Consider the following 25163-nt stretch of genomic DNA (forward strand, 5'->3'; position numbering starts at 1 on the left):
TTTACTTACTTCAGTCAGCATGGCTTCTTTTCTCCATTATTGCCTATCCGTTCCTTGTATAATGGAAATTGATGCTAGAACACAGGTTAAAGTAAAATTAGTTGGTTTGCTTGAGAGTGCTTTGTGCAAATTTATTGCCTCTCTTTCTCACTCTACAATTAAACAACTCTGTATGGAAACAAGAGGAGCTAACCCTTTTTACAATCTCCTGTCTATCGCCTTTCACCACTTAGCTGAGCGGGTATGATATTGTACCTTGAGGTTAATTTGACATCCTGAACTATTTTACATAAACCCCATAGCATGTCGGATGAAGCGTTTTTTAAGGAAATTTGAATTTTCAACTGCCATTAAGCCAAAACTTCTTAGTGCTTTAGCACAGAGTATTTTGTTGGAAAATATTCTATTTAATCCATCGGTTGCAAGCGCCATTGTAAAATTATCAAAGCATCTATCACGTAAAATTTTCTTTAACAAGTAACTACTGCCAACATCAACACCAGATACTTTTGCAGCAACTATCTGCCTTATAACACTCTCTACGTTTCTAATCCCAAGATTAAGTCCTTGACCTGCAACTGGGTGGATTGAGTGTGCTGCATCGCCAATAAGCAAAACTCTGCTTTTATACAGCTTTTTTGCAAAAGCAAAACTCAGGGGATAAGATTTTCTTTCACCATCTAGCTTAATCTCTCCTAAACAGGAACCGAACCTTTTCTTAAGTTCTATGATAAATTCTTCCTTAGGCAGATCCATTAGCATTTTCGAAATTTCAGATTTTTCTGTCCAAACTATTGAAGAAGCATAGCCACTTTTCATCGGCAGAATTGCAAATGGACCGCCAGGAAAAAACCTCTCCACAGCTAAGTTCCGGTGGTGCAATTTGTGCTTTACATTAAATACTATGCTACTTTGTTTATAATCAAATTTTATTATCGGTATAGAAAATAACACTGGTAGTTTCGAGTTTTTCCCTTCAGCACAAATAAGTAGTGATGATATTAATTTCTGGTTATTATCAAGGATAACTTCCACGCATCCTGCATCGCAAGTAATTGTTTTATAAGAGTGCGGGGAATATACATTTAGCTTATTCAAAAAATTGTTATTGATCGCTTTCCATATAACAGTGTTGTTGATAACGTAACCCATCGGTTCTTTGCCAACCATCTTATGATCATAATGCACAGTGATTGGGCTATTTTCATCTGATATACATATATCAAGTATTGGCTCAGCCTCGCTTTCTATGAATTGCCAAATCCCTAACTTCTCCAGTATTTTTCTTGAGCCTTGGGAAATAGCAAATGCTCTATTGTCGTCAGTTACGCGCGGCAAACTGTTTTTTTCAATCACGGCTATGGATACAGAGTTGTTACCTAGGCCAATAGCAGTAATAAGGCCAAGTAATCCACCACCTGAAATGATTACATCGTAATTCATTTTATTCACGCAATCTTAAAATTATATTTTATCTATTTTGGAAATAGTTTAAACAAACTTTATAGAACTCTGTATTAAAGATCTAACATCTTTAGCAAAGTCTTCGTAAATTTCTGCTAAGTCTTTACTTAGCATTAAAGGATTCCCACAATCTGAAGCGTAACATATCTGTGGGTCTAGAGGGATTCTTCCTAAGAGTTTGATTCCCAGTTCCTCGGACATTGCTTTTGTGCCACCTTTCCCAAATATATATATTTTTGAATTATCTTGAATAAAATAGCTCATGTTTTCCACAATGCCTATAATCGGTACACTGAGTTTTATAAACATATTATGAATTTTGCGTGCATCAACCAAGGCAAGCTCCTGTGGAGTTGAGACTATTATTGCTCCAGTTAAATTAAAATTTTCCATCAAACTTAGGTGTACATCGCCAGTTCCAGGTGGTGTATCAATTATCAAATATTCTATATCCAACCATCTCGTTCCCATTAGCAAACTATAAAACGCTTTCGTGATCATAGGCCCACGCCATATTGCTGCACGATCCTTATCGATAAAATAGCCAATTGAAATGGTATGCATTCCATACTTCTCTATGGGCATTACCTTGCCATCCTGTACCTTTAGCTTTAATTTTTCAGTGTCAAGCATCTTGGGAATTGAAGGACCATATATATCTGCATCAACTAGTGCAACCTTATGTTTTAATTTTGCCAACGAGAAAGCAAGATTTAGTGCAACCGTAGACTTGCCAACACCTCCTTTACCGGAGGCAACGACAATTATATTTTTCACTCCCTCGATATGCAGTTTAGTTCTTTGTTGTCCAGCTTGTTTTCTTCCAGTAGCAACCACAGTTACTTTCCCCACTCCTGGTATAGCTTTAACAACTTTCTCACAATTTTTTCTTAATTCCTCGTTTGCTTGTGTGTCACCAGAAACCTTAAGCACAAAGCCAACATCTTTACCTTTTATAACGATTGAGGATATTATGCCAAGAGCAATCACATCTTTACCACTTTTTTGCTCTGTGACTTTTTTCAAGTTCTCTTTTACGACTTCTTCATTGACCATATAAAGCTTCTAGGAGATTTCTTCTTTCATTACCAATTTTGATACCTTCCTCTTTAGCAAGACCAAGTTTGTATTCAAGAATGACTGCCCCTTTCTGCAAGTCTATTATTCTTCCTTTATAGGCTACTAGATCTTCTTCATTCCAGCGAAACTTATTCAGTTCGTCATACGCTATCTTTATTATCAGAGATTTTTCTGCTATATTTTTTTCGGCACCAAAGATACGGAGAAAGGCTACATCATTTTTTGGACCTAGAAATTTAGCAAAAGCCACAATTAAGTACAATTAGGGAATATTAATAATTATAACTACTATTAGCAATTTCTCAACCTCTATTTACTCTTTGTTCTTTGCCCTTTCTGCACGTTTACGTTCATTTGGATTGAGAAACTTCTTGCGTAGGCGTATAGACTTCGGAGTGACTTCCACCAACTCGTCATCATCTATATACGCTATCATATCTTCTAGAGTCATTGTTTTTGGTGGAGTAAGTTTTATAGCTTCATCACTACCTGCAGCTCTCACATTTGTTAATTGCTTGCCTTTTAGTACATTTATCTCTAAATCATTGTCACGACTATGCTGGCCAACAACCATGCCACAATATACCTTGTCTTGTGGTTTAATAAACATGATTCCTCTGTCTTGCAAGTTAAAAATTGCATACGCCACAGCCTCACCTTTATCCGTAGAAATTAAAACCCCATTGCGCCTTCCAGAAATTGGACCCTTATGTGGAGCATAACTATGAAACAGACGGTTGATTATACCAGTACCGTGAGAATCAGTTAAAAACTCTCCTTGATAACCAATCAGTCCCCTTGACGGTACTAAGAATGTTAACCTTGTTCTACCACTACCAGAAGGCCTCATATCGGTTACTTTACCTTTTCGGAAACTAAGTTTCTCCATGATGATTCCACCATATTCATCATCTACGTCAATTACTACTTCCTCTATAGGTTCAAGCTTCCTACCGCCTTCTTCTTTAAACAACACTCGGGGACGCGAAACTGAAAGTTCGAAACCTTCTCTTCTCATATTTTCAATCAACACTCCAAGCTGCAGCTCACCACGTCCACCTACTTCAAATGCTTCACCATTTGACGTTGGAGTTACGGTAATTGCAACGTTTGTTTCCGCTTCCGCGTATAAACGATCCTTTATAACAGTGGAAGTAAGTTTTGTTCCTTCTTGTCCAGCAAAAGGTGAATCATTAACGCTAAGAGTAATTGCCATCGTCGGCGGATCAACCGGAGTTGAGCTTATTGCAGTTGTAACTTCTGATCCCGCTATAGTGTCTGAAACTGAAGCTTTTGCAAGTCCTGCAATTGCAATTATATCACCTGCTACAGCCTGCTCTACTGGAATGCGTTTTAAGCCAGAAAATGAAAGTAACTTAGTTAATCTCCCTCGTTCGATTACCCTATTATTAAGATCAAGTACCTTAAGATCTGAATTAACTTTTACAATTCCTTGATAAATTTTTCCTGTCAATATTCTGCCAAGAAATTTATCAGATTCAAGTAGAGTGACTAGCATAGCAAAAGACGCATTTTGATCATAATTAGCAGGTTTTATGTAATCTATGACCGTTGAAAACAATGGACTTAAATCTTTTCTTTCATCAGAGAGTTTTTTAACACACCAGCCGTTTCTACCAGAGGCGTACAATACTGGAAAATCTAGCTGCTCGTTAGTTGCATCAAGATTAAAAAACAGTTCATATATTTCGTTTAGTACTTCGTCAATTCTGCTATCTGGTCGGTCAATCTTATTGATTATTACAATTGGCTTCAAATCTGCTTTTAGTGCTTTTGACAACACAAATTTAGTTTGTGGCATAGGACCTTCTGCAGCGTCAACCAGTAGCAGCACGCCATCTGCCATGCATAATACCCTTTCTACTTCTCCACCAAAATCTGCATGCCCTGGTGTATCAATAATGTTAATCTTTTCGTCACCCCACATTATCGATGTGCATTTTGCAAGTATTGTAATTCCACGTTCGCGCTCTTGATCACCACTATCCATCACTCGCTCTTGAACTTCTTGATTCTCACGAAGCATGCCACTTTGTTTTAACATGTTATCAAGTAAAGTAGTTTTCCCGTGGTCAACGTGTGCGATTATTGCAATATTACGGATCGATTTAGATTCATTCATTTTCTGTCATTTTAAAATTAATTTAGTAATAAGTATACATGTAATACGCTTGGAGTAAATAGAACTCTGCATTTGGCAGCGCATTGAAAAAACTACTTGATAAACCTTGCTAGTACTAACTTCCACTGTACAAGGAACGGATAGACAATAATAGAAAAGAAGCCTTGCTGAAGTAAGTAAAATAGCAAAATTTAAATAGCATCGAAAAAGCACCTAAAATTTGGAAGAGGAGAAAAATTGTTTATTCCCTCAACGTTTTAGAAAAACTGGATTGAGTTAGAATAAATTTGAACAAGCTGAAGTGTGGATACAAGAAGACCATAATATTATTACCATTGAAGAAATGAGAATAAGAATCCGAGAAAAATTTGGCTTGAATGTTAGCAAGTCTATAGCACACGTAACAGCGAGAGTTAAGAAAAACTTAGTGAGAGTATTGGTAAGTATCATGGACAAGAGTTATTTTTCTTTGATGAATTGTGGTTTGGCACACATTTAAAAGTTGGATATGGGTAGTTTAAACAGGACGTTAAGACATAGGTTAAAGTAAAATTAGGTGGACAAGGTTTTGTCTCTTTGATAAGTCAAAAAATTTAAAGGTACCTAAAGATATCTAGATTATATATCTACCACTATGCTTACCTGAGCTCGCAGTTCTATTAAAAGATTTTGGTTGTATATAAAACAGAACATTTCTTTCCTACTCTACATAAACAACTCTGCAATTTCACTTTCATTTGACGCGCCAGCAATGAGAATTGGTATTATACGCTTTTATTGGTCATTAAAGCTTCAATCAAAGTGTTCATAATGCCCCATTAAGCACGATAGAGAAAATCATTTATAATTGCTATAGCAACCAGTATTGAAACCTGACGTGCCTTATAGTTGGATAAGTGGAGGATTTTATCTGACTTTACAATAAGGGCTTCTGGATGACTTTGAAAGTAAATGTTACCGTACTTATCTTCGATAGCCTCTATTATCCCATCATTGGAAAACGCTGCAATTTTATATCCAAGCAACCCCAATTTCCTTCTGTTTTCTGGCGTATTGCTCACCACCGCTGAATGAGCATCTGGAAAATATGCTGAAAACCAGCCATTTTCGTCGGGTAATAAAAATTTTGCTACCACCTCTGCTAAACGACTATTTGGGACAATCTTTATCTGTTGGAGAGGCACACCTTCTTGCTGTGGATTAGGTATAGGTTTCAAATAAGATCTTTTCTGTTCTTCATTGCTCACAAGGTTTTCCACATGCACTACTTCAATTCCTTTTGCACTCATGATTCCTTGTAAACCACCACATACGCCAAGTAAATGAATTGTAGGATTATCGTCAACTATTTTCATAATTGCTTCAATAGCAAGCTGGCGATAAGGAGTAGGTGGAAAAGGTTCTGAATGTAAATTGTAGTAATTCCCCAGAATAAGTATTCTGTTTATTTTGTACTCCTTAATGAATTGCCCGACTTCAATTTTTATTTGGTCTAACATCAGCTTTTTTGCTACCATATCTTCTTGTTTTGTGAGGCTGAGGAGTAACTCTTCTTGATTTTTTTCAAGGTTAATTATTTTATTATAGTCGATTAACACAGTTTTAGCTCCAAAATTGTTGAACATCTTGTAGAGACTTTGAAACAAGCCAAGTTCATGTTGGTATGTTTCTTTTTCTATTTTCAACAAGCCAACTACTATATCGCTGTCTGCTTGATACGCACTTTCACTAGCGTTAGCGTAAATGATATTACTTAATAATAGAACTATAGTTAATAGGATGTTAAATATCATATTATAATATTGACACATTATGATTTATTTTCTTAAAATCTATACTAATATTATAATATACTGCAGAACATTTTACAATAAAATATTAGTTTTGACAAGAAAGGGGAAGTGGCCTGAGCAGGAATCGAACCAGCGACACAAGGATTTTCAGTCCTTTGCTCTACCAACTGAGCTATCAGGCCAACTGTCTGCTTTCATTTTTAGGTAAAAAATGTTATTATGTCTATCGAAAGTTTTTAAAGTAATTTATATAAAAATAAAGGATGAACATTAATAATAGAATAGGTATTTACCCAGGCACATTTGACCCTATCACCTTTGGACATATTGATATAATAAAAAGAGCATGCAAGCTAGTAGATAGACTAATCATTGGCGTTGCAGAAAATATTGATAAGCACACTACTTTCAATGTAAAGCTACGTACAGGTATGGCTAAAAACGAAATTAAAAGATTAGGAATTGATGTAGATGTTGTATCTTTTAATGGGTTGTTAGTAAAATTTGCTAAAGAACAGAACGCTTCTGTTATTATTAGAGGATTAAGAGCAGTGTCAGATTTTGATTATGAGTTTCAAATGAGTTGGGTGAATTACAAACTTCTTCCTGAAATCGAAACCATCTTTCTTCCTGCTTCTGAGGATGCTCAGTTTATCTCATCAAGTTTTGTAAAAGAAATAGCGAGATTAGGAGAAAGTGTTAGCAAATTTGTGCCAGTGGGCGTTCAGAAAGAGTTGATTAATTTGAATAGGATAAGAAGTGAAGAATAGTGTTTGTTTTCTATTCCTAAACGTATATATTACATAAAATATTATAAACTACAAGGAGCAACATGGCAGAAGTGAGGGTTAACAGAAGAAAAGTTTGTTGTCATGGTGATGGAAACAATGAGGGTTCTGGTCACCCATTAATATACTTAGATATGGGAGAGGAGGAGAAAATAGCCTGTCCTTACTGTGAAAAGACATTTATCCATGACTGTACTGTAGAAGCAGTCAAGGAGGAAGTAATTGCTAAGGATGAGCTTTGATGGTACTTCATTTTTTAAGTTAATTAACTTATATAGATAGCAATAAGGGGAGTAGTGAAAATGAAACTGTCCATACGGTCAAGTATTCCTCCATGGCCAGGTATTACACTTCCACTATCTTTAACATTGTAGATTCTTTTGACGAGTGATTCAGTAAAATCTCCAAGTTGTGCTAGAAGAGCAACTGCAAATCCAATGAGTGGGGAATACAGAATTGGAAATAGGCTAAAAAGTATTGATCCAAAAATTGTGCACACTATTCCGGCCAAGATCGCACCAAAAAGTCCTGACCAAGTCTTGCCATGGCTAATAATTGGGCAAATTTTAGTCCCACCAAAATTTTTGCCAAACAGATAGGCAGTGATATCGATGCTCCAAATGGTTAAGATGAGCCATACTAACGCGTACTTTCCTTGTGGTAGATTGTATAAATATATTAATGAGGCATTTGGTAGTGCAATCAATAATAATGCGAAAACATACAAGATTTTGTTTCCTTGAGTTAGGTTGTACCATTCAAAGGAAGATAAGACCGCTGTTGAGAAAATTAATAAGTAAAACGATAAATCACTGAAATATGTTGCAAAAGAAAATATGAACAATATTACGATTGAGGATAGTGTTCTAATTATAAAATTGTTATCTACCATATCTTTTCTCTCTTTTTGTATAATCTTCTAATGCTTTGCTCAAATCTTGACAAGAAAAATCAGGCCACAAGGTATCACAAAAATACAGTTCGGCGTAAGCTGCTTGCCACAACAAAAAGTTACTTAACCTTTTTTCACCACCAGTGCGAATTAATAAATCCAGCTTTGGCAGATTTCTAGTATATAGAAATTTCTCAAACTCGCCTTCTGATACACAATCAATATTTTCTCTTGTGATATTTCTTACAGCGTGTATAATTTCTTGTTTTGCTCCATAGCTGACTGCTACAGTAAGCAATAGACCATTGTTCTTATGTGTCATTTCTTCTACTTTTTTAAGCTGGTTAAGTATTTTTTTGGGTAATAAACTTAAATTACCAATAAAATTCAGTTTAATGTTATAGTTGTGGAAGAAATTAACTTTATCTCTATCAGTTAGAATAGAGTAAAATAGGTCAAATAGGCAGTCAGTTTCCTCTTTAGGTCTAAACCAATTCTCCATGGAGAACGCGTATAAAGTTAAATAGGGTATAGTTAGAGCTGTACAGTGCTTAGCAATATCACATGCAGCTTCACTACCCTTTCTATAACCATCAATTTTTACCCTTCCTCTACTGTTTGCCCATCTGCCGTTGCCATCCATAATGATTGCTAAATGTTTTGGTAGAGACTTGAGATTCAACATTTAGAGTTTACCTAGTTCTGACTTAAATGAAATTTTCTAGATCCTAGTGCTTGGACGCTGGAATGATATCTTTCAGGTGCACACTGGGATCTAGAAAATTTCATTTCAAACAAGTGCATCAGGTGGTTGTGTGGTAAAGACTGGATTCCAGTATCAAGCGCTGGAATGGCGTTATTTACTACTTTCATATTCGCTTAATAATTTAATATATCCTTTTCTTTGATGGATAATTCACCATCAATTTTTTTAATATTATCATTAGTAATATTCTGTATTTCCTTTTTAAAATTATGAAAATCATCTTCTGAGATTTCTTTATTTTTCTGCATTCTCTCTATTTCTTCTATAATATCTCTACGTATATTCCTAATGGCAACCCTCGCATTCTCAGCAAACTGGTGCAATAACTTTACCAACCTTTCGCGGGTTTCTTGCGTTAGGTCTGGAAGAACTATACTTATGGTATTGCCCTCAGTAACAGGATTTAAATTTAGATTAGCATTTAATATAGCATTTTTTACTTCACCTATAACGCTAATGTCCCAAACTTTAATTAACAGAGTTTTATTATCTATAGCTGAAACACCTGCAACTTGATTTAGTTTTTGATGCCTACCATAGATATTTACAACTATGCCATCAAGTAATGATGCGCTAGCTCTACCAGTGCGTATACCTTTAATATCATTGTAAAAGGATTGAATAGTTTTCAGCATCCTTTCTTTTGTTTTAGTTTTTACGTCATTTAACATAAATTGCTGTCATTCATAATTCGAAACTATGGTGTAAGTACCATAACCTTTAACGATATTGACTATTTTTTCTTCTTTCAAAGAAAAAACTATAATTGGAATAGAATTCTCACGCGCAAGTGAGATTGCTGATGCATCCATGACTTTTAAATCACGAGTCAACAAATCTATGTAGGAAAGTCTATCATACATTATAGCATCCTCATTTTTTTGTGGGTCAGCAGAATATACACCATTTACTTGTGTGCCTTTTAGGATAGCATCACAATTTGTTTCAACAGCACGTAAAGCTGCAGCTGTATCTGTGGTAAAAAATGGATTACCTGTACCTGCTGCAAAGATCACTATTCTACCCTTTTCTAAATGACGAATAGCCTTTCTTCTTATATAAGGTTCACATATAGTGGACATAGGTATTGCAGAGAGTACCCTAGAACTTACTAAATCTTTCTCTAAAAAGTTTTGTAAAATTAAAGCATTTATTATAGTTGCAAGCATTCCAATATAATCACTGCTCGCCCTTTCACAACCACTCAAAGATGCGGATGCGCCACGAAAGATATTACCACCACCAACAACAATACATACCTGAACTCCAAGCTTGTAAATGTCAGCTATATCTTTGCACAGCTGACCTATGACTTCCATATCATGGCCAAAAGACTGAGATCCCATCAAGGCCTCGCCAGAGATTTTGAATAATATCCTGGAGTATTTTATTTTACTTCCTTCATCCGTTGAGGCATGCATTTTTAACTACTTAACTTTTACCACCTAAAACAAGCAGCTTATAGTCAGACAGTTCAATTGGAGAATTCACACTAGACTCACTTAATCTCATGAAATCAGAAATTTTCATTTTATCGTCCTTTATAAACTTTTGTTCTAGTAGAACAACTTCTTCATAGTACTTAGCCATTCGGCCATTTACTATTTTTTTCATCACTTCTTCAGATCTATTTAAACCTTTTACTTGCTTTTCAATTATAGAACGCTCATTGTTCACCTTTGTTTGATCTAAGTTATCTATAGAGAGAGCTTCAGGTTTCATAGCAACTATATGCATTGCTATTTGTTTTCCGACCTCTTGCAACTTTGACTTATCGCCAGATGATTGCAATGCAACCAAGGCGCCAGTTTTACCTAAGCCATACACATTGCCATGAACATAACCGGCAATAACTCCGTCTTTAGCTTCTAGATAACAAAGCTTGCTTAATTTTAGTTTTTCCCCAAGAACTGATGTGCCATTTATGATAGCTTCCTGCACTGTGCCAATGCCTTCATACTTGGCGTTTTTTAACTTATCAATGCTAGTACAGCGTTCTTGGTGAGCAATTAATGCTAAATTTAAAATTAATTCTATAAATTTTTCATTTCTTGCAACAAAATCAGTTTCACAATTCAACTCAATCAACACACCGCAGCTTTCAGCCAAATGCATAGCAATTAGTCCATCTGAAGCTACTCTATCAACCTTTTTGTCAGCCTTAGCAAGCCCTATTACACGTAACTTATCAATGGCTTCCTTGATGTTACCACTACACTCCTCTAACGCTTTTTTACAATCACTTAAACCAAGCCCTGTCCTGTCACGTAGTTCTCTTATATTATCTGGATTCATCTTCATTCGTTACTACCTCCTTTTCGTCTTCTTTATAAACTTTACTACACCACTTTTTAGTTTGCACAATACCATCTCCTTTTTTTTGAATAAGCTCTTCATCCTTCATATCACCAACCTTAACTCCAGACCTTACTAAACTAGATTCCATTCCAGCTAATATAGAGTCAGCAGCCAATCTACAGTAGAGCTCTATTGATTTTCTTGAGTCGTCATTTCCCGGTATAGGATAAGTAATACCGTCTGGATCGGAGTTAGTATCAAGTATTGCAACTACCGGAATTTCTAATTTTTCAGCTTCTTTGACTGCAATGTACTCTTTATTAGTATCAATGATGAATAAAATGTCTGGAACTGCTCCCATCTCTCTAATACCACCCAGCGCCTTATCAAATTTCTGCCTTTTCTTTTCAATGTTTCCCAATTCTTTCTTCGTTAAAACGTTATTTTCATCATTTAGTACCTTCTCATATTGAATTAGCGTCTTTATCGAAGAAGAAACAGTTCCCCAGTTAGTAAGCATACCACCGAGCCATCGATAATTTACATAGTATTGACCACAACGAACCGCTTCACTTGCAATAATGTCCAAAGCTTGAAATTTTGTACCAACAAACAGAATACGACCACCCTGAAATGCAATATCATACAAAACTTTCATGGCTGCCTGTAGCAATGGTAATGTTTTCCGCAGATCAATTATATGTATACAATTTTCTTGATGCACTCCATATATGTATGGAGCCATTTTTGCGTTCCAGCGACTAGTTTTATGACCAAAATGTACGCCAGATCCAGCTAAATCACGTATAGTGACTCTAGGCAAACTTGCCATATTTATCCTCCAAATAGTTTGTCCTCCATGGTGCAACCCTTAATTAGGACTACTTGCATAAGCTATGTGTGAAATTAAATCATTTATACGGTAATATAAAAGACAATAAAATGCAAACAAAAAATATTGACAAAGGCAGCACGTTTATTAACTTTAAAGTTAATGATGCTAAAGGTGAACGGGGGGTGTAGCTCAGTTGGTTAGAGCGCATGCCTGTCACGCATGAGGTCGTGAGTTCAAATCTCATCACTCCCGCATATCATTTTAGTGCAGTTTTAACTAACTATACTAGTTTTACTATATAGGTACATGATAGCATAGTGGAAAGGAGGCACGAAATAATGTATATGTTATAAAAAAACTAAATGCTGTAACTGCAGCAAAACAGTATAACAACCGTAGCAAAAATATGTTGCATTTCAAGAACAGCATTGACTACATAGATAAAGTAGCTGAATTTTGGAAGGGAAGAAAAATTTTTTGCTCTCCCATCGTTGTAGGAAAACTGGATTGAGTCAAAGTCAATTTGAACAAGTTAAAGTGTTGCAAAGTTGTTTAATTATGGAGTGAGATAGAGAGGTAATAAATTTGCACAAAGCGTTTTCAGTCAAAACAATTATACTTTAAATTGCGCAAAATATTCCGTTTTTATATAACCAGAGTCTCTAATAGGATTGAGCTCAGGTGAGTATCGTAGCAGGTATATAATCTCGATATTTTTATGTACCTTTAGATTTTTGACTTATGCTAACCAACATAATCCATAGTAAAATTAAGGCTTCTCGTATTCTTAAAATGCACATTTGTTTAAGAAATATATTCATACAATTAGTGTCGATATTCGATGTAAAAGAGATAAAATTTTGTCTATCTAAAACCTGTGTTTTAACGCCCTTTTAAACTACCCGTGTCCGACTTTCGAATGTGTGTCAAACTGTGATTTATCAAAGAAAAATAACTCTTGTTTAAGATACTTACCAATAGTCTCATTAAGTTTTAAGACTCTTCCTGTCTACCTTTATCTTGTTCATTGTGAATTGGTCTTGGTGTAATATATGAAAACTTCATTTTTATATATTACGGTGTACTGTAGACTTGCTAACATTCAGGCAAAATTTTCCCTGAATTCTTATTCTCATTTATCTATACTTTATACTTGTTCAGGTTGACTCTGATTTAATCCAGTTTTTCTACAACGGTGAGGGGGAGCAAAAAATTTTTTCTCTTCCAAATTTCAGATGCTTTATCCATGTAGTTTAGTGTTGTTCTTGAAATGCAGCATATTTTTGCTAAGGCTGTTATACTGTGCTTTTTTGCTGCAATTACAGCATTTGTTTTTTTTGCAACATATGCGTTATTTTGCACTTCCTTCAGCATTTCTTTTGCTGATTCTACGACTTTGTCATTCAATAGTTTTTATTTCAACGCCACTTAAACTTCGCTATTTTGCTTGCTTCAGTATAGCTTCTTTTCCATTATTGTCTATCCGTTCTTTGTGTAGTGGGAACTGGTATTACACGATCATCGATATATTTGAAGCTGCAATAAATGCCTGGTCTGATGTTTATATAACCCAGATAATTAATAAAGAATATAGGGTGAAACTTAAAAATGATGTTAGGTAAAGATAATCCAATAATAAAAGAATTCAAGGAAACTGGAGCAATTTTGCACGGACATTTTGTGCTGTCGTCAGGGCTGCACAGTGATACATATATACAATGCGCTAAGGTTTTTGAGAATCCAGGTAAAGCAATGAAAGTCTGTGAGCTGCTGGCAAATAAGATAAAAAAAGAGCTAAACAGCTCTATAGATTTAATACTCTCTCCTGCAATTGGTGGGGTAATTGTGGGCTATGAGATTGGTAGACAACTTGAAATAAAAACAATGTTTTGCGAGCGCGTTAATAGCAAGTTTGAACTGCGCCGTGGATTTGAGATTAAGCAAGGTGAGAAAATATTGCTAGTTGAAGATGTGATAACTACAGGTAAATCTTCACTTGAAGCTGTAAAATGTGCAGAAGATATGGGAGGTAGAGTCGTTGCTGAGGCTTCCCTAATAAAGAGAAATAGTGAAACAAAATTGCCTTTTCCTGTCATATCTTTACTTGAGCTCAGCATTAAAAATTATAGTGAAGCAGAGCTTCCTGAAGAATTGAAAAAACTGCCTGTAATCAAACCAGGGAGCAGGGAATATTTAAGTAATTGCTCGAAGTAATCTTACTTTACCATATCATATGCGCCTTATGTCTTTACAACATTTCTAGTTTTTTTTGCCTAAATATAGGCTGAAGCGCGCTTGTAAAGCGTTTAAGACAGTATAGTACGCCGAATTTATAATTAGAGAGTGAGCAACTTCTATCACGGGTTTCTTTTGCCTCTTTATTTTTTCTAGTAAGTTTCTTATCCTATCCATTTGGCGGAGTGGCAAGATAAGCTAGACAGGGTGGTACAAAGAATAATAATGGGGCAGAAATGAGGTAATATGGTAAATCTTTTAAGACTCTGCGAAAGTTTAGAGTGGAGGATAGCAAGATTAGAAGCAAAGTAGAAAGATTGATAAAGAGAAAATGAAAGTTTAAACCAGAGAACGGGACTTCAAAAAATAGAAAATGCTGAGTTAAAGGAAAAGTTCGGTTTAGATTTAAAAATTCATCAATACTAAAACTAGTACCGGTTACCACTATACGAAGAATGGATGAAAATAATGAAAAGAAAGCTATACTGGAATAAGTAAAATAGCGAGATTTAAATGGCGTTGAAATTAAAATTATTGGTGAAAATCGTGGAGTTAGCAAAAGAAATGCTGAAGGAAGTGCAAAATAATACATATGTTGCAAAAAAACAAGCTGCTGTAATTGCAGCGAAAAAGCACAGTACAACAGCTAAAATTTTGAAGAAAGAAAAATTGTTTACTTCCCTTCAACGTCATAGAAAAACTGGATTAAGTCAGAGTCAATTTGAACAAGTTAAAGGTAGACAGGAAGGGTTTGAAAGAAACTTAATGAAACTATTGGTAGGTATCCTGGACAAGAGTTATTTATCTTTAGTGCAGTTAATCCTAGAAATAGAGAGAGTTCTAGCTTGCATGGATGTTATAATGTTTGAGAATATGAGAAGCCTTTCTTAATTATGGATTTGGTTGTATGTAAAACAGAACATTTTGTGTAATAAAATCTATAATATAATTGCTTTGCTTGAGAGCACTTTGTGCAAAGTGAAAATTGGTATTACTAAGGGTGATTGTCTTAAACGTTTTATAAGTGCGTTTCAGCTTATATACTAAAGATATGAGGTGCATATAGTGCAAAAAATTAAACAATAGTACGCCAAGTACAAGGCCTTCTTGTCGTTTTAAATCTGTCTAGATTGGGAAGTTATATAACATAGCTCCACTGCCGTAAAAAGAGTTGGCAAAGTGTGTTAAGTAATTTTTGCATTTTTGTGAGTTATTTGAGTTACACCTTAGATTAACTAGGCGATAGGGAATTTACAAAAATCCATTTTTAACTTACACTACAATTTTAAACCTTCAACTTATGTGCAGTAGGCTTGTAATAAAATCTTTATTAGTGTTATGCATCTTTTTGCTCGCCTTGTACGTAATACTGCCAAATTTCTTTGATAATAAGTTTTTTATCTCAAAAAAGAGAATAAACTTAGGGCTCGACCTAAAAGGTGGGTCATCTTTACTCCTTAATGTAGATTTGGATTTCTATTTCAAAGAAAAGTTGGGTATGTTGGTCGATGAGATGGAAGAAAGCCTGCTGACAAAAAACACTGAATCCATTGTACAAAGTGGTGAACAAGTAGTTGTGACTTTAAATCATATTGATGACTATAAAAAAGTTTCAGCATTAATTCATAAAATAAACCCAAATTTAGAGCTGAGTAGAAAAGATACCTCGATTTTCATTTCATATAAGCCTTATTATAAGGATTCTTTAATCAATGAGGTAGTTTCAGAGTCAATAAGTAATGTACAAAGACGTTTAGATAAGCTTGGTACTAAGGAAGTAAGTGTGCAAAAACAAGGACAGAACAAGATATTAGTTCAAGTACCTGGAATAGAAGACACGGAACAAATAAGATCTCTGCTTGGCAAAACTGCCAAGCTAGCTTTCCATTTAGTGAACACTAACGTAGCCAAGATACAGGATGTGGACCATGGTACAACTATCATACTCAAGGATTCTTTAGGCAATTCTTACCCAATATTCCGTAAGACTGAAATAAGTGGTGATTCCCTGGTTAACGTATCAGTTAGATTTAGTTCACTTGGCAAACCAACAGTACATTTTAAATTTGACCGCATAGCGAGTAAAAGATTTGCAAAAGTCACTAAAGAAAACGTGGGAAAGCCCTTTGCAATCGTTTTAGATAACACAGTCTTAACTGTGCCAGCAATACGTGAACCAATTCTAAATGGAGAGGGGGAGATTAGTGGTAATTTTACTGAAAAACAAGCAAGTGAACTTGCAATACTTTTAAAATCTGGTGCATTACCAGCACCACTTAAAATAATAGAAGAAAAAAATATTGGTCCAAGTCTTGGAGAAGAGTCAATAAAAGTAGGAGAAATAGCAGCGGTAATCTCTATCGTAGCAGTTGCTTTATTTATCATTATCGTTTACGGCAAGTTAGGCTTATTGGCCTCTGTTGCACTGCTTTTTAATGTAGTCTCTATACTATTAATTCTCACCTTGCTTGAAGCAACTCTTACTCTACCTGGAATTGCCGGCATTGCGCTAACTGTTGGTATGTCAGTAGATGCAAATGTTTTGATATTTGAACGTATTCGTGAAGAAGTAAGATCAGGAAAAAGAATAGTTCGTGCTATTGAAGAAGGATTTAAGAGTGCAATAAAGACAATCCTTGATTCAAATGTCACTACATTAATTGCTGCTGGGATAATGTTTGTTATTGGGAGCGGAGCAATTAGAGGCTTTTCTGTTACCCTATCGATAGGGATCCTATGCTCGATGTTTTCTGCAATTACAGTCACAAAACTTCTGGTGGAATTATGTGTCGACCCGAAAAAGTTGGTGCTTTAGTTGCTAATACCAATTCTCATTGTTAGTAGGTCAAATAAGTGATATTGCAGAGTGAGAAAGAGATGTAATAAATTTGTACAAAGTGCTCTCGAGCAAAGCAATTGTATTATAGGCTTTATTACGCAATAGGGTTGAGGAGCTCATGTGAGTATGGTGGTAGGTATATAATCTTCGATATTTTTAGGTACCTTTAAATTTTTGACTTATGCCAACCAGCATAATTCATGGTAAGAAAGGCTCCTCGTATTCTTAAATATTGCAACATTTGTTTAAGAAATATATTTATACAATCAGTGTTGACACTTGGTGTAAAAGTGATTTTGTAGCTCTCATGTTTAAATATAAACCAGTTTCTCACACACATATTTTACTACATGATCCGCATTGATATTAAAATACTCATAAAGTGTTTTGTAAGGTGCTGATTCCCCAAAGCTTTTCATGCCGATAAATATACCGTTTGAACCTATATATTTATGCCAGCCCATTTCACTTCCAGCTTCAATTGCAACTTTAATGCTGTTATTATTTAATATTGCCTCTTTATATTTATTGCTTTGCTCATCAAAAAGTCTCCAGCATGGCATAGAAACAACCCTTGTGCCTATACCTTTTTTCTGCAATTTCTTTCTCGCTTCAACTGCGATTTCAACTTCAGATCCAGTTGCAAATATTGTCACTTTTAGCTTTTCTGAGCATTCACACAGAATATATGCACCAAACTTTGATAAGTTGGTAGATTGATCCACATCAGAGTGGAATTTGCGCATGTAGCTCAAGTTTTGTCTTGAAAGCGCAAATAGTGTAGGTGACTCTTTTTTTTCTAATGCAATACTAATACACTCTAGAGTTTCAATTGCATCAGTCGGCCTAAAAATATACAGGTTTGGCACAGCACGCAAAGAAATTAAATGCTCTATCGGCTGGTGAGTTGGACCGTCTTCTCCTACTCCAATTGAATCATGAGTCATTACATATATAACCTGCTGTTTCATTAAAGCTGAAAGACGTATAGCAGGGCGGCAGTAATCAGAAAATACCAAAAAAGTGCCACCATAAGGAAGAATTCCACCATGAAGAGCCATGCCATTCATACAAGCTGCCATAGCGTGCTCTCTTACTCCATAATGGACATAAGAGCCACTATAGTTATTACTATCTATTACCTTCATATGCTTATATTTAGTGCAATTTGACCCAGTAAGATCAGCAGATCCGCCAATTAATTCTGGCATAGACTCAGTTAAGAGTTCCATTATCTTGCCAAAAGAAGACCTTGTAGCTTCGTTTGGCATTGTTTCATGTATTTGTTTCTTTAAGTTAGCTAAATCATCATTAATATTATCTGGCAAGCGTTTATCTAGCCGTCTTTGAAGCTCTTTACTTTTACTAGATTTCAGTGCTTGGCACCACTGAAATGACGCTAAATTGTAATTTTGTTTTGCTCTTTTAACTGTTTCCATCCAAGCATTTTTCACGTCTTTTGGTACGTGGAATGGCTTATAATTCCAGTTTAGTTTCTCTCTCATCTGTTTTATGTCTTCCTCTGTAAAAGCACCACTATGAGCGGAAGGTGCACCGGCACGGTTTGAGAACTTTCCAATGATGGTCTTGCAGCGGATCAATGTAGGTTTGTCAGACTTTTGTGCTTGTTCTATTGCAAGGGATATAGAGTTAAAGTCGTGGCCATCAATTTTGTTAACATTCCATCCATATGCTGAAAAACGCTTTTCCGTATTATCAGAGCAAGAAAGGTGAGTAGCACCGTCTATAGAGATATCATTATCGTCAAAAAGGGCTATCAACTTATTCAATTTAAGATGTCCAGCAAGTGATGCTGCTTCATGGCTTATTCCTTCCATGAGACAACCATCTCCTAGTGTTACATAAGTGTAGTGATTGATTCCAAACTGCTTTTCAAGTATAGATTCAGCAAGTGCCATGCCAACAGCGGTGGCAAACCCTTGCCCTAATGGACCTGTTGTTGCTTCCACCCCAGGAGTCAAGCCAAATTCTGGGTGACCTGGAGTTTTGTATGTGAGTTGCCTAAAGTTTTTCAGCTCATCTATACTAATATAACCTGTCAGGTATAATATAGAGTATAGTAACATTGAACCATGGCCGTTTGATAAAACAAAACGGTCTCTATTATACCATTTAGGATCGTTAGGGTTGTGATTAAGATACTTAGCAAATAGTACAACTGCAACATCTGCCATTCCAAGTGGCATGCCTGGGTGCCCAGAGCTCGCTTTTTGTATTGCATCAATTGATAAAAAACGGACTGCATTTGCCATAGATTCTAAAGGTAAATGATTCATGTGTTAATAGAAAAACTTAAAAGTGAAAGTGAAGTATAAGAAATTGTACTGGTAAAAACAAGTTGACACTCAATGCTAGAATCCTTAATAATCTAGAGTTAAATTGTGAGAGTTTTTATATGACAACTGTTATCAATAGAAAGTATAGAATCAGCCGTAGGCTTGGTATAAATTTATGGGGTAGAGCAAAAGATCCGGTAAACAAAAGGAAATATCCTCCAGGTCAGCGTGGTGTGCTGGGATTCAAAAGGTTATCTGATTTTGGTAAGCAATTTGCTGCGCATAAGAAGTTTAAGTTTTACTATGCAATTTCAAGTAAGCAGCTCAGGCGTATATTTTTAGATGCTTATAACAGGAAGGGTTATACAGCTGATAATTTTATTGGTATCTTAGAATCAAGGTTAAGTTCTGTTCTATACCACTCTGGCCTTGTGCAAACGATTTATTCAGCGAAACAGCTTATATCTCATAAACATGTTACAATTAATGATAAGATTGTTAATATACCAAGTTATCGAGTAAAACCTGGTGATATAGTAAAAATAAGAGAAAGGGCGGCAAAAATCCCTGTAATAGTAGAGGCTGCACAAAAACAAGAGCGCAAAGCTCCTGATTACTTAGAAGCAGACAGTAAAGAGTATTCAGTAAAGTATCTAAGAATGCCTCAATATTCTGAGGTTCCTTACTCAGCAGATATGGAAGTTAATTTAGTAGTAGAGTTCTACTCTAGGTAAATAAAAAGAGCCCGTGTGGCGGAATCGGTAGACGCAGCGGACTTAAAATCCGTGGGTTTTGCGACCTTGGGAGTTCAAGTCTCCTCATGGGCACCAGTTTAATTTATCAGAAGATATAAAAAGTTTATTAGGGGATATAAATATGAAGTGGCTTGATATAGAGGATATCGCAGAAGCTTTGGAAGAAAAATTTCCAAGTGAGGATATAATTAACATTAGATTTACTAAGCTTAAGGAAAAGGTCTTGAATTTAGAGGGGTTTAGTGATGATGAAAAGCGTTGTAATGAAAAAATACTCGAAGCCATTCAAGCAGCTTGGATTGAGGAAAGATCTTAATACCAATTATCATTAATTAGTTGATCAAATAAGTGATATTGCAAAGTTGTTTAATTGTGGAATGAGAAAGAGATGTAACAAATTTACACAAGCTCTCAAGCAAGGCAATTGTGTTTATAGACTTTATTACACAAAATGTTCTGTTTTGTATACAACAAAAGCCCCTCAATATGGTTAGGCTCGGGTGAGTATGATGGTAGGTATAGTGTCGATATTTTTAGGCACCTTTAAATTTTTAATTTATACCAAATGCTAACTAGCACAATCCATGATAAGAAAGGCTTATCGGGTTCTAAAATATTGTGCCATTTATTCAAGAAATATATTCATACAATCAGTGTTGACATTCGGTGCAAATAAGCTAGAACTTTCTCCATTTTTAGGATTAACTGTACTGTAGAGATAAAAGTTTTTTCTACCTAATTTTACTTTAACCTGTGTTTTAACACCCTTTTTAAACCACCCGTGTCCAACTTTCGAATGTGCGACCGCAATTTGTCAAGAAAAATAACTCTTGCTCAGGATACTTACCAACAGTCTCATTGATTTTTTGAAATTCTTCTTGTCCACCTTCTATCTCATTCATTATGAATTGGTTCTGGCGTGATATACGAAAACTTCACTTTTTGTATATTATGGTGTGCTATAGTCTTGCAGACATTTAAGCTAAGTTTTTCCTAGACTTATTCTCATTTTTTCAATGGTAATATTAGGGTTTTCTTGTATCCATGCTTCAATTTGTTCAAATTAACTCTGATTCAATCTAGTTTTTCTACAACGCTGAAGGGAGTCAACAATTTTTCTTCTCTTCATTTTGCAGTTTCTTCAGCGTTTCTTTTGCTGATTTCACGGCTTTTTCCAATAATTTTGATTTCAATGTCATTTTGACCTTGCTATTTTGCCATACTTCAGCATGTTCCTTTTCTATTATTGTCTATCCGTTCCTTGTACAGTGGAAATTGGCATGAATAGAAAATTTTATATTGATACATAGTATGTTCTATGATTATTTTCTATAATATGTAATATTGGTGCAGGCTGTTATACTGATATGTGAATTAAATAGATTCACCGTAAAGTTTAGTAGTGTCTGTTACTGCTTTTAGGTGTGAGGCTAGAAGGTTATTAGCAATAACAGACACTACTAAACTTATTATAGGGTTTACTTAAAGTAAATACTTAATTTAAAATATTATAATATTTCAACTAAAATATAGATTCATGTAAATGCTTTTTTCCTCAAACTAGTATTATATCTAAATCTCTGCTTGCACAGTAAGTTTATATATACTATTATACAGTATGTCAATGTCACTTAATTTTACGGGAAATAAATATGGTGAAGTTGTTAGCACTGTCGGTAATATTTTATTCAAGTATATCAGTTGCTTCTGCTCCTGCTTCTTGGCAGTTTGGGTTTCCTGCTCCTGCAACTGAGATAATGGAAATTGTAGCCAAGTCACATTCGTTTGTGATGAGTGTGATGGGTGCAATAGTGCTTTTTGTGTGGGCATTACTAGCTTATATAGTGTTTCGCTTTCGTAAAAGTAAAGTGACAAACATAAGCAAAACTCATCATAATGTCCTTTTAGAAATTGTTTGGTTTGTTATACCAACGATTATTGTTAGCACATTGGCTTTTGAGAATGCCAAATTACTTAAGCTACAGGAAAAAATACCGAAGGCTGACATAACACTAAAAGTTATTGGTCATCAATGGTATTGGAGCTATCAATATCCAGAATATCAAGGTGTGTCGTTTGATAGCTATATTAAGGAAAAAGACGATTTTGTCAAAGGAGATTTGAGGCTGTTCTCTGTTGATAATAATGTAGTTTTACCAGTTAATACTAACGTTCGTTTGCAAGTAATAGCAGGAGATGTGATACACAGCTGGGGGGTGCCAGCTTTCGGCATAAAAATCGATGCAATACCAGGTAGGCTTAATGAAGCATGGTTTAACGTCAAAAAACCTGGTATTTATTATGGGCAATGCTATGAGTTATGTGGTCAAGGTCATGGGTTTATGCCAATTGTTATTGAAGCAGTAAGCAAGGAAGATTTTAGTAAGTGGATTGAAAATAGAAAGTTAGCAAGTTAAATTTGTGGTATAGATTATGAGTAACGTACCAAAAGGTATAAGACGTTGGGTATTTTCTACTAATCATAAAGATATAGGGACTCTATACATTATTTTTTCCATATTAGCTGGAATCGTTGGAGGATTATTATCTGTAGTTATTCGTACTCAGCTAATGCACATCAATGTATTCAACAACAACTATCAGTTATATAACGTAATGGTTACAGGGCATGCGTTAATAATGGTGTTTTTTATGATAATGCCAGCTCTAATGGGAGGATTTGGCAATTGGTTTGTGCCTCTTATGATTGGTGCACTAGATATGGCATTTCCTCGTATGAACAACTTAAGTTTTTGGTTATTAGTATCATCTTTTATTTTGCTTATCCTTTCAGTGTTTGTTGGTGAGGGTCCTGGAACAGGTTGGACTTTGTACCCACCTTTATCACAAGTTATGTTCCATCCAAGTGCAGGGGTTGACCTTGCTATATTTGCACTTCATGTTGCTGGTATGTCATCGATTGTTGGAGCGATCAACTTTATAGTTACTATATTTAACATGCGTACAAAAGGAATGTCATTAACTAAGATGCCACTGTTTGTTTGGTCTGTCCTATTAACGTCATTCATGTTAATTGTTGCCTTACCAGTGCTTGCTGGTGCTATCACTATGCTGCTTACTGATCGTAATATTGGTACTTCCTTTTTTGATCCTGCTGGTGGTGGTGATCCTGTGTTATTTCAGCATCTATTTTGGTTTTTTGGTCATCCTGAAGTTTATATAATTATTTTTCCAGCATTTGGCATCATAAGCCAGGTTGTGTCAACTTTTTCTCATAGGCCTGTATTTGGTTATATAGGGATGGTTTATGCTATGATAGGTATAGCAGTGTTTGGCTTCATGGCTTGGGCTCATCATATGTTTACTGTTGGGCTTAGTGAAGATGTTGCTATATTTTTTAGCACCACCACGATTTTTATCGGTGTTATAACTGGTGTGAAAGTCTTTAGCTGGATTGCAACTATATGGGGTGGAGCGATTGAGTTTAAAACACCTATGCTCTTTGCACTGGGTTTTATTTTTATGTTTGTTGGTGGAGGTGCAACTGGAATAATTCTGTCTCATGCTGGAATAGATAAGCTTTTGCACGATACCTATTATGTTGTTGCTCACTTTCATTATGCCATGTCGCTGGCTGCTTTGTTTGGAGCTTTTGCTGGCTTTTATTATTGGATAGGTAAAATGTCAGGCAAGCAATACAATGAGTGCATGGGGAAAATACACTTTTGGCTTACTTTTATTAGTACAAATATCACTTTTTTACCCCAGCATTTCCTTGGGTTAGCCGGTATGCCAAGACGTATACCTGATTATCCTGACGCGTTCATACCTTGGAATTATATATCCTCAATTGGTTCATACATGTCCTTCGTTTCAGTTATGTTTTTTGTGTTTATAGTTATACATCTCTTCAAATGGGGCAAAAAAGCTGGAGATAGTCCTTGGGGAGGTGATACTTTGGAGTGGACAGTGTCTTCACCGCCGCCTTTTCATGCTTTTGAAAAACCACCAGTGATAAAATAAAATGTACACAAGTACTTTGTTAAATGTTGAATCGACAGTACTGGATTTTTGGCATTTGCTGAAACCAAGGATAATGTACCTTGTGGTATTTACTGCAGTTGCTGGAATGGTTGCTGCTCCAGGTAATATTCATCCTTTTCTGGCACTAGTATCCCTTATGTGTATTGCTCTCGGCTCAGGATCTGCAGGTGCTATAAATATGTGGTATGATAAGGACATAGATCTGCTCATGGAGAGGACAAAAGCTCGTCCTATACCTTCTGGTAGGGTTTCTGCAGAAAGTGCACTTGAACTTGGTGTAACTCTTGGAGTGTTGTCAGTATTTATTATGGCAGTAGCGGTAAATTATATTTCTGCTGTTTTACTTGCAATTAGTATATTATTTTACGTTTTCATATATACAATTTGGCTCAAAAGGCGTACTCCGCAGAATATTGTTATCGGTGGTGCATCAGGTGCTTTTTCTCCAATGATTGGCTGGGCAGTTGTGACTAACTCTGTGAGTTGGGGGGGGATTGTTCTATTCTTAATAATTTTTATGTGGACTCCACCACACTTTTGGGCCTTATCTTTAAATAAGTATGAAGACTATGAGAAAGCATCAGTTCCAATGTTCAATATTATTTATGGTGCAGAGAAAACAAGAAAATATATATTGGTTTATAGTGTGTTGCTGGTGTTAACTAGCTTACTTCCGGCCCTATTTTTGAGGAGGGTTCTATTTTATCTAGGTATGGCAATCTTTGGGGGTTGCATTTTTATTTGGTATGCTGTATCTATTATGAAGTTGAAGGATCACAGCTCACAGAAAAGAATGTTTTCTTACTCAATTCCTTACCTGTTTTTTCTGTTTGCTAGTATTATTTTGTGTTCTATTGATTTGCTTTGACTATGAAAGAACAGCAGAAACATAAAAACTATTTTTTACTTTTTCTTCTAATAACGCTCATTGTAGCACTTTTCTTTGTTTCTATAATAAAATTTAAAGGTACAG

Annotated in this window: 26 protein-coding genes, 3 tRNA genes and 1 pseudogene; 15 read left to right on the forward strand and 15 right to left on the reverse strand. The window is 35.5% G+C overall.

Going from position 1 to position 25163, the window contains the following annotated elements:
* Positions 1–61: 61 nt before the first annotated feature.
* On the forward strand, positions 62–247 hold the full coding sequence (locus GO684_RS02110; RefSeq protein ID WP_175938502.1) for a hypothetical protein: 186 nt from the start codon (positions 62–64) through the stop codon (positions 245–247).
* A gap of 38 nt (positions 248–285) precedes the next feature.
* Here GO684_RS02110 and ubiH read toward each other — a convergent pair whose 3' ends face one another.
* From ubiH to typA, 4 genes are all read right to left on the reverse strand, one after another.
* Entirely contained in the window at positions 286–1443 is a 1158-nt protein-coding gene (gene ubiH / locus GO684_RS02115) for a 2-octaprenyl-6-methoxyphenyl hydroxylase (RefSeq protein WP_175938582.1), read from the reverse strand.
* Positions 1444–1491: 48 nt separating this feature from the next.
* The gene (locus GO684_RS02120; RefSeq protein WP_175938504.1) at positions 1492–2520 is read right to left on the reverse strand and encodes an Mrp/NBP35 family ATP-binding protein; all 1029 of its coding nucleotides are present in this window, start codon (positions 2518–2520) and stop codon (positions 1492–1494) included.
* Entirely contained in the window at positions 2510–2794 is a 285-nt protein-coding gene (locus tag GO684_RS02125; RefSeq protein WP_175938506.1) for a hypothetical protein, read from the reverse strand. The genes GO684_RS02120 and GO684_RS02125 overlap by 11 nt, the downstream gene beginning before the upstream one ends.
* 63 nt (positions 2795–2857) lie before the next feature.
* Positions 2858–4687, reverse strand: coding sequence for a translational GTPase TypA (gene typA / locus GO684_RS02130; protein ID WP_175938508.1), 1830 nt, complete (start codon positions 4685–4687; stop codon positions 2858–2860).
* A gap of 301 nt (positions 4688–4988) precedes the next feature.
* On the opposite strand from typA, the gene GO684_RS02135 reads away from it, so the two are divergent.
* A complete protein-coding gene (locus tag GO684_RS02135; RefSeq protein ID WP_175938511.1) occupies positions 4989–5186 on the forward strand; it encodes a hypothetical protein in 198 nt (65 codons plus the stop codon).
* 319 nt (positions 5187–5505) lie between these two features.
* Here the strand turns inward: GO684_RS02135 and GO684_RS02140 are convergent, their stop codons facing one another.
* Entirely contained in the window at positions 5506–6498 is a 993-nt protein-coding gene (locus tag GO684_RS02140) for a gamma-glutamyl-gamma-aminobutyrate hydrolase family protein (protein ID WP_175938513.1), read from the reverse strand.
* 91 nt (positions 6499–6589) lie between these two features.
* Positions 6590–6662, reverse strand: a tRNA-Phe gene (locus GO684_RS02145).
* A gap of 81 nt (positions 6663–6743) precedes the next feature.
* On the opposite strand from GO684_RS02145, the gene coaD reads away from it, so the two are divergent.
* Together coaD and GO684_RS02155 are read left to right on the forward strand one after the other, a co-directional pair.
* Positions 6744–7250 (forward strand): pantetheine-phosphate adenylyltransferase, encoded by a 507-nt coding sequence (coaD, locus tag GO684_RS02150; RefSeq protein WP_175938515.1) that lies wholly within the window; start codon positions 6744–6746, stop codon positions 7248–7250.
* 62 nt (positions 7251–7312) lie between these two features.
* Positions 7313–7510, forward strand: coding sequence for a zinc-finger domain-containing protein (locus GO684_RS02155; RefSeq protein ID WP_175938517.1), 198 nt, complete (start codon positions 7313–7315; stop codon positions 7508–7510).
* A gap of 23 nt (positions 7511–7533) precedes the next feature.
* On the opposite strand, the gene GO684_RS02160 is transcribed toward GO684_RS02155, so the two are convergent.
* The 6 genes from GO684_RS02160 to rpsB all read right to left on the reverse strand — a co-directional run bounded on the left by GO684_RS02160 (position 7534) and on the right by rpsB (position 12056).
* Positions 7534–8160, reverse strand: coding sequence for a phosphatidate cytidylyltransferase (locus GO684_RS02160; protein ID WP_175938519.1), 627 nt, complete (start codon positions 8158–8160; stop codon positions 7534–7536).
* On the reverse strand, positions 8150–8845 hold the full coding sequence (gene uppS / locus GO684_RS02165) for a polyprenyl diphosphate synthase (protein ID WP_175938521.1): 696 nt from the start codon (positions 8843–8845) through the stop codon (positions 8150–8152). The genes GO684_RS02160 and uppS overlap by 11 nt, the downstream gene beginning before the upstream one ends.
* Positions 8846–9039: 194 nt before the next feature.
* On the reverse strand, positions 9040–9597 hold the full coding sequence (frr, locus tag GO684_RS02175; protein ID WP_175938524.1) for a ribosome recycling factor: 558 nt from the start codon (positions 9595–9597) through the stop codon (positions 9040–9042).
* A 9-nt stretch (positions 9598–9606) separates the two neighbouring features.
* Positions 9607–10347, reverse strand: coding sequence for a UMP kinase (gene pyrH, locus GO684_RS02180; protein ID WP_175938526.1), 741 nt, complete (start codon positions 10345–10347; stop codon positions 9607–9609).
* A gap of 10 nt (positions 10348–10357) precedes the next feature.
* Positions 10358–11227 carry a translation elongation factor Ts gene (tsf, locus tag GO684_RS02185; protein ID WP_175938528.1) on the reverse strand — a complete coding sequence of 290 codons (870 nt, stop codon included), beginning with the start codon at positions 11225–11227 and terminating at the stop codon, positions 10358–10360.
* Positions 11208–12056 carry a 30S ribosomal protein S2 gene (gene rpsB, locus GO684_RS02190; protein WP_175938530.1) on the reverse strand — a complete coding sequence of 283 codons (849 nt, stop codon included), beginning with the start codon at positions 12054–12056 and terminating at the stop codon, positions 11208–11210. Before rpsB ends, tsf begins: the two co-directional genes overlap by 20 nt.
* A 68-nt stretch (positions 12057–12124) precedes the next feature.
* Between rpsB and GO684_RS05550 the strand changes: the two genes are divergently transcribed.
* Entirely contained in the window at positions 12125–12247 is a 123-nt protein-coding gene (locus GO684_RS05550; protein WP_255419647.1) for a hypothetical protein, read from the forward strand.
* Positions 12238–12311: transfer RNA gene (locus GO684_RS02195), tRNA-Asp, on the forward strand. The genes GO684_RS05550 and GO684_RS02195 overlap by 10 nt, the downstream gene beginning before the upstream one ends.
* A 266-nt stretch (positions 12312–12577) precedes the next feature.
* Here GO684_RS02195 and GO684_RS02200 read toward each other — a convergent pair.
* Positions 12578–13433, reverse strand: a pseudogene (locus tag GO684_RS02200) (transposase).
* A 234-nt stretch (positions 13434–13667) separates the two neighbouring features.
* On the opposite strand from GO684_RS02200, the gene pyrE reads away from it, so the two are divergent.
* From pyrE to secD, 3 genes are all read left to right on the forward strand, one after another.
* Positions 13668–14273, forward strand: a complete 606-nt coding sequence (gene pyrE / locus GO684_RS02205) for an orotate phosphoribosyltransferase (protein WP_175938532.1) — start codon at positions 13668–13670, stop codon at positions 14271–14273.
* Positions 14274–14807: 534 nt separating this feature from the next.
* Positions 14808–15185, forward strand: coding sequence for a hypothetical protein (locus GO684_RS02210; protein ID WP_175938534.1), 378 nt, complete (start codon positions 14808–14810; stop codon positions 15183–15185).
* A 409-nt stretch (positions 15186–15594) separates the two neighbouring features.
* The gene (secD, locus tag GO684_RS02215) at positions 15595–17109 is read left to right on the forward strand and encodes a protein translocase subunit SecD (RefSeq protein ID WP_175938536.1); all 1515 of its coding nucleotides are present in this window, start codon (positions 15595–15597) and stop codon (positions 17107–17109) included.
* A 335-nt stretch (positions 17110–17444) separates the two neighbouring features.
* Here secD and tkt read toward each other — a convergent pair whose 3' ends face one another.
* Positions 17445–19430, reverse strand: coding sequence for a transketolase (gene tkt / locus GO684_RS02220; protein ID WP_175938538.1), 1986 nt, complete (start codon positions 19428–19430; stop codon positions 17445–17447).
* Between the two features lie 119 nt (positions 19431–19549).
* On the opposite strand from tkt, the gene rpsD reads away from it, so the two are divergent.
* From rpsD to iscX, 3 genes are all read left to right on the forward strand, one after another.
* Positions 19550–20164 (forward strand): 30S ribosomal protein S4, encoded by a 615-nt coding sequence (gene rpsD / locus GO684_RS02225; RefSeq protein ID WP_175938541.1) that lies wholly within the window; start codon positions 19550–19552, stop codon positions 20162–20164.
* Between the two features lie 9 nt (positions 20165–20173).
* A tRNA-Leu gene (locus GO684_RS02230) sits at positions 20174–20260 on the forward strand.
* A 46-nt stretch (positions 20261–20306) separates the two neighbouring features.
* Positions 20307–20501 (forward strand): Fe-S cluster assembly protein IscX, encoded by a 195-nt coding sequence (iscX, locus tag GO684_RS02235; RefSeq protein ID WP_175938586.1) that lies wholly within the window; start codon positions 20307–20309, stop codon positions 20499–20501.
* Positions 20502–20955: 454 nt separating this feature from the next.
* On the opposite strand, the gene GO684_RS05995 is transcribed toward iscX, so the two are convergent.
* Positions 20956–21087, reverse strand: coding sequence for a hypothetical protein (locus GO684_RS05995; RefSeq protein WP_410543309.1), 132 nt, complete (start codon positions 21085–21087; stop codon positions 20956–20958).
* 750 nt (positions 21088–21837) lie between these two features.
* On the opposite strand from GO684_RS05995, the gene coxB reads away from it, so the two are divergent.
* Genes coxB through GO684_RS02255 form a run of 3 tightly spaced genes read left to right on the forward strand, consistent with a single transcriptional unit; the run spans position 21838 to position 25058 of the window.
* Positions 21838–22602, forward strand: a complete 765-nt coding sequence (coxB, locus tag GO684_RS02245; protein WP_175938543.1) for a cytochrome c oxidase subunit II — start codon at positions 21838–21840, stop codon at positions 22600–22602.
* Between the two features lie 16 nt (positions 22603–22618).
* Entirely contained in the window at positions 22619–24169 is a 1551-nt protein-coding gene (ctaD, locus tag GO684_RS02250) for a cytochrome c oxidase subunit I (RefSeq protein WP_175938545.1), read from the forward strand.
* Between the two features lies 1 nt (position 24170).
* Positions 24171–25058, forward strand: a complete 888-nt coding sequence (locus tag GO684_RS02255) for a heme o synthase (protein WP_175938548.1) — start codon at positions 24171–24173, stop codon at positions 25056–25058.
* The last annotated feature ends 105 nt before the right edge of the window (positions 25059–25163 follow it).

Origin of the sequence: Wolbachia endosymbiont of Litomosoides brasiliensis (assembly GCF_013366805.1) — a bacterium.
Lineage (GTDB): Bacteria > Pseudomonadota > Alphaproteobacteria > Rickettsiales > Anaplasmataceae > Wolbachia.